The organism is Carnobacterium sp. (assembly GCF_049673005.1).
Classification (GTDB): domain Bacteria; phylum Bacillota; class Bacilli; order Lactobacillales; family Carnobacteriaceae; genus Carnobacterium_A.
On sequence record NZ_JBATXB010000012.1, the window covers coordinates 1 to 8,089 of the forward strand.

At 34.8% G+C, this 8,089-nt stretch carries 9 protein-coding genes and 1 other RNA gene; 3 read left to right on the forward strand and 7 right to left on the reverse strand.

What is annotated here, in order from left to right; genetic code table 11:
* The first annotated feature begins 139 nt into the window (after window positions 1-139).
* Window positions 140-742, forward strand: a complete 603-nt coding sequence (locus WBF61_RS01125; protein ID WP_424253174.1) for a nitroreductase family protein — start codon at window positions 140-142, stop codon at window positions 740-742.
* Window positions 743-868: 126 nt separating this feature from the next.
* On the opposite strand, the gene WBF61_RS01130 is transcribed toward WBF61_RS01125, so the two are convergent.
* From WBF61_RS01130 to WBF61_RS01140, 3 genes are all read right to left on the reverse strand, one after another.
* Window positions 869-1,180 carry an ssDNA-binding protein gene (locus WBF61_RS01130; RefSeq protein WP_424253175.1) on the reverse strand — a complete coding sequence of 104 codons (312 nt, stop codon included), beginning with the start codon at window positions 1,178-1,180 and terminating at the stop codon, window positions 869-871.
* Between the two features lie 29 nt (window positions 1,181-1,209).
* Window positions 1,210-1,497 carry a hypothetical protein gene (locus WBF61_RS01135; protein WP_424253176.1) on the reverse strand — a complete coding sequence of 96 codons (288 nt, stop codon included), beginning with the start codon at window positions 1,495-1,497 and terminating at the stop codon, window positions 1,210-1,212.
* A 125-nt stretch (window positions 1,498-1,622) separates the two neighbouring features.
* Window positions 1,623-3,266: a PucR family transcriptional regulator gene (locus WBF61_RS01140; RefSeq protein ID WP_424253178.1), complete on the reverse strand. Its 1,644-nt coding sequence runs from the start codon at window positions 3,264-3,266 to the stop codon at window positions 1,623-1,625.
* 172 nt (window positions 3,267-3,438) lie between these two features.
* Between WBF61_RS01140 and WBF61_RS01145 the strand changes: the two genes are divergently transcribed.
* Complete coding sequence (locus WBF61_RS01145) at window positions 3,439-4,647, forward strand: pyridoxal-phosphate-dependent aminotransferase family protein (protein ID WP_424253187.1); 1,209 nt, start codon at window positions 3,439-3,441, stop codon at window positions 4,645-4,647.
* A gap of 51 nt (window positions 4,648-4,698) precedes the next feature.
* Here the strand turns inward: WBF61_RS01145 and WBF61_RS01150 are convergent, their stop codons facing one another.
* Both WBF61_RS01150 and srtB read right to left on the reverse strand, forming a co-directional pair.
* Window positions 4,699-5,433, reverse strand: a complete 735-nt coding sequence (locus WBF61_RS01150) for an NAD-dependent protein deacylase (protein ID WP_424253180.1) — start codon at window positions 5,431-5,433, stop codon at window positions 4,699-4,701.
* Window positions 5,434-5,491: 58 nt separating this feature from the next.
* Window positions 5,492-6,244: a class B sortase gene (srtB, locus tag WBF61_RS01155; protein ID WP_424253182.1), complete on the reverse strand. Its 753-nt coding sequence runs from the start codon at window positions 6,242-6,244 to the stop codon at window positions 5,492-5,494.
* A gap of 123 nt (window positions 6,245-6,367) precedes the next feature.
* Between srtB and WBF61_RS01160 the strand changes: the two genes are divergently transcribed.
* Complete coding sequence (locus WBF61_RS01160) at window positions 6,368-7,000, forward strand: fasciclin domain-containing protein (RefSeq protein ID WP_424253184.1); 633 nt, start codon at window positions 6,368-6,370, stop codon at window positions 6,998-7,000.
* Window positions 7,001-7,250: 250 nt separating this feature from the next.
* Here WBF61_RS01160 and ssrA read toward each other — a convergent pair.
* Both ssrA and WBF61_RS01170 read right to left on the reverse strand, forming a co-directional pair.
* Window positions 7,251-7,617: a transfer-messenger RNA gene (ssrA, locus tag WBF61_RS01165) on the reverse strand.
* A gap of 230 nt (window positions 7,618-7,847) precedes the next feature.
* On the reverse strand, window positions 7,848-8,089 hold a 242-nt coding region (locus WBF61_RS01170), incomplete at its 5' end, for an MFS transporter (protein WP_424253185.1).

Here is an 8,089-nt window from a genome sequence, read left to right on the forward strand (position 1 = left end):
AAGAACTATTTTCGCTAATTCAATTGGCTGGAAATAGTTTTTTCCTGTTAATTTAGTAACTCAAGACCTTTTCGTTTGCTTACTAAAAGAAAGTTGCTATACTTGATAAGTAAGCTACTTTAAAGGAGGAATGATTTACATGGAAAATAAGTACATCGATTTGTTAAAAGAACGCCGTTCAATCTATGCTTTAGGAAGAAACGTGTCTCTATCAAACGAAAACATTATGGAATTAGTGAAAAAGGCTATTAAAGAAAGCCCGACAGCATTTAACTCACAAACATCCCGTGCCGTTGTATTATTTGGAGAATCTCATGAAAAATTATGGAGTCTAACAGAGACCGCCTTAAAATCAGCTATTCCTGAAGGACAGGATTTTACTCCAACGATTAAAAAATTAGATTCATTTCGTTCAGGTTATGGCACAATCCTATTCTTTGAAGAAATGAGTATTGTAAAACATTTACAAGAACAATTCGCACTTTACGCAGATAACTTTCCAGTATGGTCAGAACAATCATCTGGAATAGCCCAACATTCAGTATGGACTGCCCTAGCGCTTGAATCTATTGGTGCTAGCTTACAACACTATAATCCATTAATTGATGATGCGGTTCATTCTGAATGGAACTTACCTTCTGAGTGGAAATTACGTGCACAAATGCCCTTCGGTTCAATTGAAGCACCTGCTCCAGCAAAAGAGTACATGGACGACGATGAACGCGTTCTTTCATTTAACTAATCTCACCATAAAGAGGGCATTACTAGATTGGATTAATCTAGTAATGCCCTCTTTTATTTTTGTATTGCTTTAATTTTCATCTTTCCAGCGGTCGATATACTGTGGTACGTTAATTTTATATCTTCATTAAAAATATTCTTTATCTTGAGATAATGCATACCCTCTAGAGTCAAATAATTGTCCAAAATAATTAGGATAAGAATGCGTCGTATAGCCATAAACCATCAATTGCATTTGATCATTAAAAACAGCCTCTATTGTTACTTCCATTCCCTTTTCAACATCGTATTTAAATTTATGAGTTTTAGAACCGGTAACCAAACAATCAAATAGCCGATCACCTAAAGTAAGATTGAACCGACAAACTACATTTAGAGTTGCACTATTTTTAATCTCTATTTCAGAAATGATTTTCCCGGTTACGATGGCTGAGTTCATTCTAATCCCTCCTATTAGATTCTATTTCCTCATTTTTTTAGTGAGTGCTTCTTTATCTCTACTTCTTCTACGAAAACAATTACGGGGTGACAACCAAATGGAACGCCATCTAACCTATACCTTCCAGTAGTTCTCATATTAATATCAAAAAATTCAGCCGCATAGTTAAAATAAAAATTTTTATTTTGTGTGGGGTCTATATAATGGATGATCTCTTTACTTAAATCATTTACTTCATCAGATTTTGTAAAGGTTCGTTCATCTACTAAAATATACTTAAAATCATACTTTTCTACCCGTACTGTTTTATTTTCCATCTCACTCACCTCATCTTCATTATACGAACACGTGTTCGATAAGTAAAGAAAAAAATTATCCGCTACTGCAAATTTACAGTACGGACAATTTCAATATTTATTTTTATCTATCTAATCGAGTTGCCTTATTTTTCATTCAAACTCTCTTCTTCTGTTAATTCTAAAGCTAATCTAAGTCTCAAAGATAGATTAGGATCATTAATTGGCGTTTCAAAAATCTCTTCACATTTTGCAATTCGGTATTTAACCGTGTTTCGATGAATGAATAATAGTTTTGCAGTGAGCGTAATGTCGCATTGCGACTCCAAAAATGTTTTTAATGTTTTTCTTAATTCTTTATCCATATCACTAATAGGAAAGGCTAGTTTTTTTAACGTTGTTGTACAAAAATGGTCAACTTGTTCTAAAGGAGTATTCTCAATTAGTTGCTTAAACCCTTTAGTCTGATAATAATGAACAAATTCAAGAGAAGTAGTCTGCGCAATTGTTTTATACGTTTCTAAAGCTTCTTTATAGGAAAAATGAATAGAGGTTACTTCATTTACATTATTTCCAATTGAGAAGTGAAGCGTAATTGGCAAACGTTCTTTTAATTGATGATGGATCAAAGATAGTTTGTTTTTTAATTTTGGTTCAGTTTTTTGCAAGAGTACTCCATAATAGTGTGTATCTTTAACTGGAAATAATAAGGCATTACCGAAATGATGAGAAAGTTGTCTTTCCAACCATTCATAGGTTAAATGGTACCTTTCTGCTTCAAGATTGTTGTCTATTATCGATTCTTCGTTTTCGAAATGAACGAGAATAATGGTATAAGTAGAAGAACGAACTAAGCCATAATCTTTTCCATAATCTAACCAGTTAGTTGCTGGTTTCTTATTTTGAGAGGTTTTTTTCATTAATTGAGAGAAAAATCCTTCTCTTAGTTTTAATTTACTTTCAGTTACTTTTAGATTTTTATATAGAGTGTGTAAAAGAACTGTATTCGCTTGTTCAATAGCAAATTGTGAAAAAGGATACGGAATTTGATCGGCTTTAAAAATGACTAGTAAGTAGGGAAAGTAAGCATTCATTTTAATTGGAAATACTGTAACAAGCAACTTGTTGTCGTTGTCTATTTCAAAAAGAAATGAGGCTTCTTTATCCGTGTGTTGTCTATTTTTTAAGTAAGGTATCAATTGGTGCTGATGGTAATTCGCAAAACTAAGATCTTGTTGGAAATGCTTTGACTCTGCAATAATTTCCGTAAAGGGATTAACTAACATAACCGGACGTTTTAAAACAGTCCCTAAGTGGCTGACTAAGGTTCTTAAATCAGCACCTTTGATCATTAAATTAGAAAACTTTTTTTGAATATCTAACGCATAATATAGTTTGTCTGTTTGTTGATCCCATACATAAGAAAGCAGTTGGTGAGATAGTGTTCCTAATGTAACGGTACTTGGAATTTGGAGCAAAGGAAAATTCAGCTTATCTGCAAAGGCTATGACTTCAGCATCTAGTTCACTAATAAATCTTCCTAATTTAATTCCTAGACCGGCTACTGGTAATTCATTAAGCGAGTGAATAAAATCGCATAACATTTTAGGGTTGTTTTGAAATGCCATTGCCGTTGTTAGTAAAAAAGTATTTTTAGGCAGATATAAAGCTACATCTGGTGTTTCAGTAATTTCAATTGTTTCTACTTCCCTAGATAAATCAGCCTGCTTATTTATAACATGAATGTTGGAAAATCTTGGTAGATCCAATATCTCTTTAAGCGTCGTCATCTGGTTCCCTCCATAGTTAGATAGGATGAATGTTTATTCATGATACTTTTTAGATGATTTGTACTAAAAACAATCCTGCCTTTAGTTGATTTAAATAATGCTAGTGGTGCTTAATTTACTATACACTAGTAGGTAAAGAATTCAACTCATAAAAAATTGAAAGAAGGTTTTAATCATGAAAGAAATTTCTATTCCAAAACGTATTATAATGACGCCTGGGCCTGTTGAAGTTGACCCTCGTGTTCTAAGAGCTATGAGCATGCCTATTTTAGGGCAATATGACCCTGTATTCCGAGGTCTTATGGGAGAAGTAAGCGACTTGTTAAAAATTCCGTTTGAAACAACTAATGCTTACACTTTTGCAATTGATGGTTCTTCACGTTCTGGACTTGAAGCTGCTATGCTTGGACTGATTGAAGAGGGAGACCGTGTATTAATTCCAGCATTTGGTCGTTTTGCTTATTTATGGGCAGAGTTAGCTGAGCGCGTTGGGGCGGACAGTAGATTAATTGAAAAAGATTGGGGAGAAACATTCGAACCAGAGGAAGTCATCGCTGCTATTAAAGAATACAAACCTAAGGTGCTAGCAATGGTACACGGAGAAACTTCTACTGGACAGATGCAAGAACTAAAAACGATTGGTCGTTACTGTCAGGAAAATGGCGTTCTTTTTATCGTCGATGCTGTCGCCACCTTTGGGAGTACATCGGTTAAAGTTGATGAATGGGGAATTGATATCGCTGTGGGTGGGACCCAAAAAGGATTAAGTGTTCCAGCAGGTATGTCACTTATTACCTATAATGAGCGTGTTGAAAAAATCTTAACTTCTCGTTACCAAAAAGAATTAGGACTAGATCCTAAAGTTCGTAATAAGCGATTTATTAAAAGCAATTACTTAGATTTAAGTCAATTGCAACGCTACTGGAGTAATGAGGGCATCAATCATCATACAGAAGCAACGTCAATGATTTATGCTTTATACGAAGGATTGCGTTTGGTGAAAGAAGAAGGTTTGATGAATCGATACGAGCGTCACGCGTTAAATGAAAAAGCTATGATTACTGGTTTAAAAGCGATGGGGTTAACTATTTTCGGAAATCCTAAATCAAAATTACCTACAGTTACTTGTGTAAACGTGCCTGAAGGGGTTGATGAAGCTGCTTTACGTTCAACTTTATTGGAAAACTTTGGTGTTGAGATAGCTAGTTCATTTGGTCCTCTAGTTGGTAAAGCATGGCGTATTGGAAATATGGGGTATAGCAGTCGCAAAGAAAATGTTTTATTAACACTAGCTGCATTAGAAGCGTCGCTACTTATAAATGGGGCAAAAATCAACAAAGGTGAAGGTATCCTTGCTGCAATGAGTATCTATAGTAAATAAAAGAGCAAACCAAAAAGACATGCGAAAAATCGCACGTCTTTTTTTCTTTCTTTAAATAGATAATTGTTTGAACGTTTCACCAACAGCCTCTTTAATTACTAGATCTACCGGGAAATCAATTTTCAAAGGCGTTTTATTAATAACGATAACTCGTTTCCCTTTAAAATAGTGAATTAGATTTTTAGCCGGGTGAACGGTTAGAGAAGTACCTGCAATAATGAGTAAGTCAGAGCTAGCAATAAGTTCTTTTGCTCTCTGCAAGACTTCAGGCTTAATATTCTCGCCAAATAAAACAACGTCCGCTCTTATAATGCCATTATCAATTGGACAACGTGGAATATTTTGCTCATCTTTTTGAATTTCTTTAGGTTTGTATTCACGACCGCATTCCATGCAGTGAAAATGACGGTTATTGCCATGCAATTCGACAACTAGTTTACTTCCTGCAACTTGATGCAATCGGTCAACATTTTGAGTGATGATCCGAACATCTTTTGGTTTATTTTCTAGTTGTGCTAAATAAAGATGAGCGGCATTCGGTTCAGGTTTTATCCGTTTCTTATCTTTACTCGATTGATTAAAAAATTTTTCGGGTGAATTCACTAAGTAACGTTTACTCATCACTCTTCTAGGATCTAATTTTTGTTTTTCTAATTCAGTGTAGGCGCCAGTATCAGAACGGTAATCAGGGAGTCCACTTTCAGTAGACACTCCCGCTCCCCCAAAAAAAGTAATATGGTTTGCTTCATTAATATACTTTTGCAACAATTCTATCGGATCAGTCATTTCTCTTCCCCTATCTTAATTTGTACAACTAGTCTATCCGCCAAATATCACTACTATCTTACTCTGTTATCTCAACGGCATGAATAAAAAGTCTACCATCATTCACATCATAATTACAAGTAACTAAGGTCAAGATCGTATCTTCTTCAGAGACTGGAGTATCTAATGAAAAAATTGATTCATTTTTTAGCGTATCAACAAATTCAGTGAACTCTCCATCTTCAAAAGACACATCAACAAAATCAGCGTTTGCATCAGAAGGATGTACAGAGAAAATTTTATATGTTCTTTTTGTGAAGGAATCAGTAAAAATAAATTCAGAGTTTGCTGTTAAAAAATCTTCAGAAAGATAACGGTCTAAATCTTTAAACATTTGTCCGTACTTAGCGTAATGACCATATAGAATCGTATGCTTATCTAATCCCATACCTGCATTCCGATAATCCATAAATATTGCACCTAAAACATCTTCTTCTTTATAAAAATTATGCTTTAAATAAAAATCATTGTCTTTTCCACGAACAACTGGATAGTCAACTTCAGTATCCTCAATAGTTAACCATCCAACATAATCTGAATTAAGATCGTAGTATTCTGCTGCTGCATTTTTCTCGAAAATTCTTTCTTCTTCAACAATCTTTTCAACGGGCTTTATTTCTTCTTTAACTTCTTTATCTTTAAGTGTTGTTTGCACTAGTGTACTTTCTGGAGTCTTAACGTCTTTGCGTTGAGCTGATACAATGGTGTAATAGTAGGCGGATTGTATCAATAATATGCTAGATAAAATCGCTATCCAGTATTTTTTTTTCACGCGAATTCCTCCTTTTAACTTTCGAGTTCATAAATTTTGACAACGTTTACATTGTAATGGTAGTATAACTTATGTAGACAGAGATAACAAAATATAACTCTGTCACAAAGGAGATGGATAGAAATGAATAAGATTTCGAAGATTGCATTTTCCCTTGTCACTCTACTATTGCTATCGCCAATTTTTGCCGCTACTGCTAATGCAGAACCTACAGAAGACGTAGTAGGTATCGCTCTTAGTAACCCAGACTTCAGTATCCTAGTATCCGCTCTTCAAAAAGCTGAACTAGTTGATACGCTTAAAGGAGACGGTCCTTTCACTGTATTCGCACCAACCAATGCTGCATTTGAAAAACTGTTAATGGAATTAGATATTACAGCTGACGAATTACTAGCACAACCTGATTTAGCAAAAGTTCTTACTTATCATGTTGTTTCTGGAAAAGTATTGGCTGCTGATTTAACAGATGGAATGAAAGCTCCAACAGTAAATGGTGAAGAGTTAATGTTTGATCTTTCAGGAGATCCAATGGTTAACAAATCTATGATTACTTCAACAGATATTGAAGCAACAAATGGTGTTGTTCACGTTATTGATACCGTTTTAGTTCCGTCAAACTTCGCATTACAAGAAGTTGACATGGAAGAAGAAACGGTTGCAAAAACTGGATTAGAAAGCACTACACCTCTTCTAGTAGCTATGTTAGTTACAGCTGGAGCAATTTTCTTTATGGTTTTCAAAAAGAAACAAGCATAAACGAGCTAGACATTAAACACATTCATTGACTAAATAAAAATCCCTTTGAGACAAATATGCTAGTCTCAAAGGGATTTTTTTGAGTTAACTAGCTAGAAAAAGATACCACTCTTTCTTGTGGAGGTTGTTAGCAACACATACGTCTACGCTATTTATATGAAACAAAAAAATGCATTTGATTCGTTGTTTTACCAACGGTTCAAATGCATTTTTGTTATACCATGTAGATGCTAACTTAACTCAGCATCATCAATGGAGACGGCGAGAGTCGAACTCGCGTCCAAATATATCGGCACCTAGGCGTCTACGCTCATAGTTATGCTACTTAAAGATTCGCGCGGTATCAGCCACACAACCGGCATCATACTTTGCTAGTCTGATGATCTCTTCTAAAACTTACAGACGGAAAGTTTTAGCGTATCCCACTTATTATAGGACCCTTGCTCGAGCACATGGGCGATGCCGAGAGGATCTACACTAAGCTGTTATTACGCAGCTAAAGCGTAAGAGTTGTTATTGTTTTTAGCAGTTATTTTAACTGTAACGTTTTAACGTAGACGTAACCTACGAAGCGCGACCCAAGCTCGACCTATACCTGTCGAATCCGTAACGCCCCCGAATGGGAAGTGTATACAGAGTGTGAAATTACCTCTTGAAATCCATTACTTGTTTAACTCTCTTCCGATAGTATAACATAACTTTAATGAAGTTGAAATGAAAACCATCAGTTGTTTTCTTATTAAAAACCGTGAAGTCCAAGTATTTAAACAAAAATTAATAAATAAAACCCCACGTAAAAGAAATACGAAGGGTTTTATCTTTTGAATTTTTTTAACTATTTCATGAATTAATCAAAGGCTACGACTTCATCTTCTTTAACGAAACTAAAGACTACTAAACCTACTAATAGCAATACGGCAGCTAGATAAAAACCTATTTGCATTGATCCGAATTGGTCTGTTATCCAACCTGTTAAGAAAGGAGCTATAATTGAACTAGACATTCCAATAAAGTTATAGGCACTTAGTGCAGTAGAAAGTGAACCTTTTGGTGCATTTTTAGCAACAAAGGCTACTAAAATAGGATCTA

Coding starts and splice junctions, on each gene's coding strand:
- WBF61_RS01140 (WP_424253178.1), bottom strand. CDS start 3,266: ATGACGACGCTTAAAGAGATATTGGATCTACCAAGATTTTCCAACATT.
- WBF61_RS01130 (WP_424253175.1), bottom strand. CDS start 1,180: ATGAACTCAGCCATCGTAACCGGGAAAATCATTTCTGAAATAGAGATT.
- WBF61_RS01150 (WP_424253180.1), bottom strand. CDS start 5,433: ATGACTGATCCGATAGAATTGTTGCAAAAGTATATTAATGAAGCAAAC.
- WBF61_RS01125 (WP_424253174.1), top strand. CDS start 140: ATGGAAAATAAGTACATCGATTTGTTAAAAGAACGCCGTTCAATCTAT.
- WBF61_RS01135 (WP_424253176.1), bottom strand. CDS start 1,497: ATGGAAAATAAAACAGTACGGGTAGAAAAGTATGATTTTAAGTATATT.
- WBF61_RS01160 (WP_424253184.1), top strand. CDS start 6,368: ATGAATAAGATTTCGAAGATTGCATTTTCCCTTGTCACTCTACTATTG.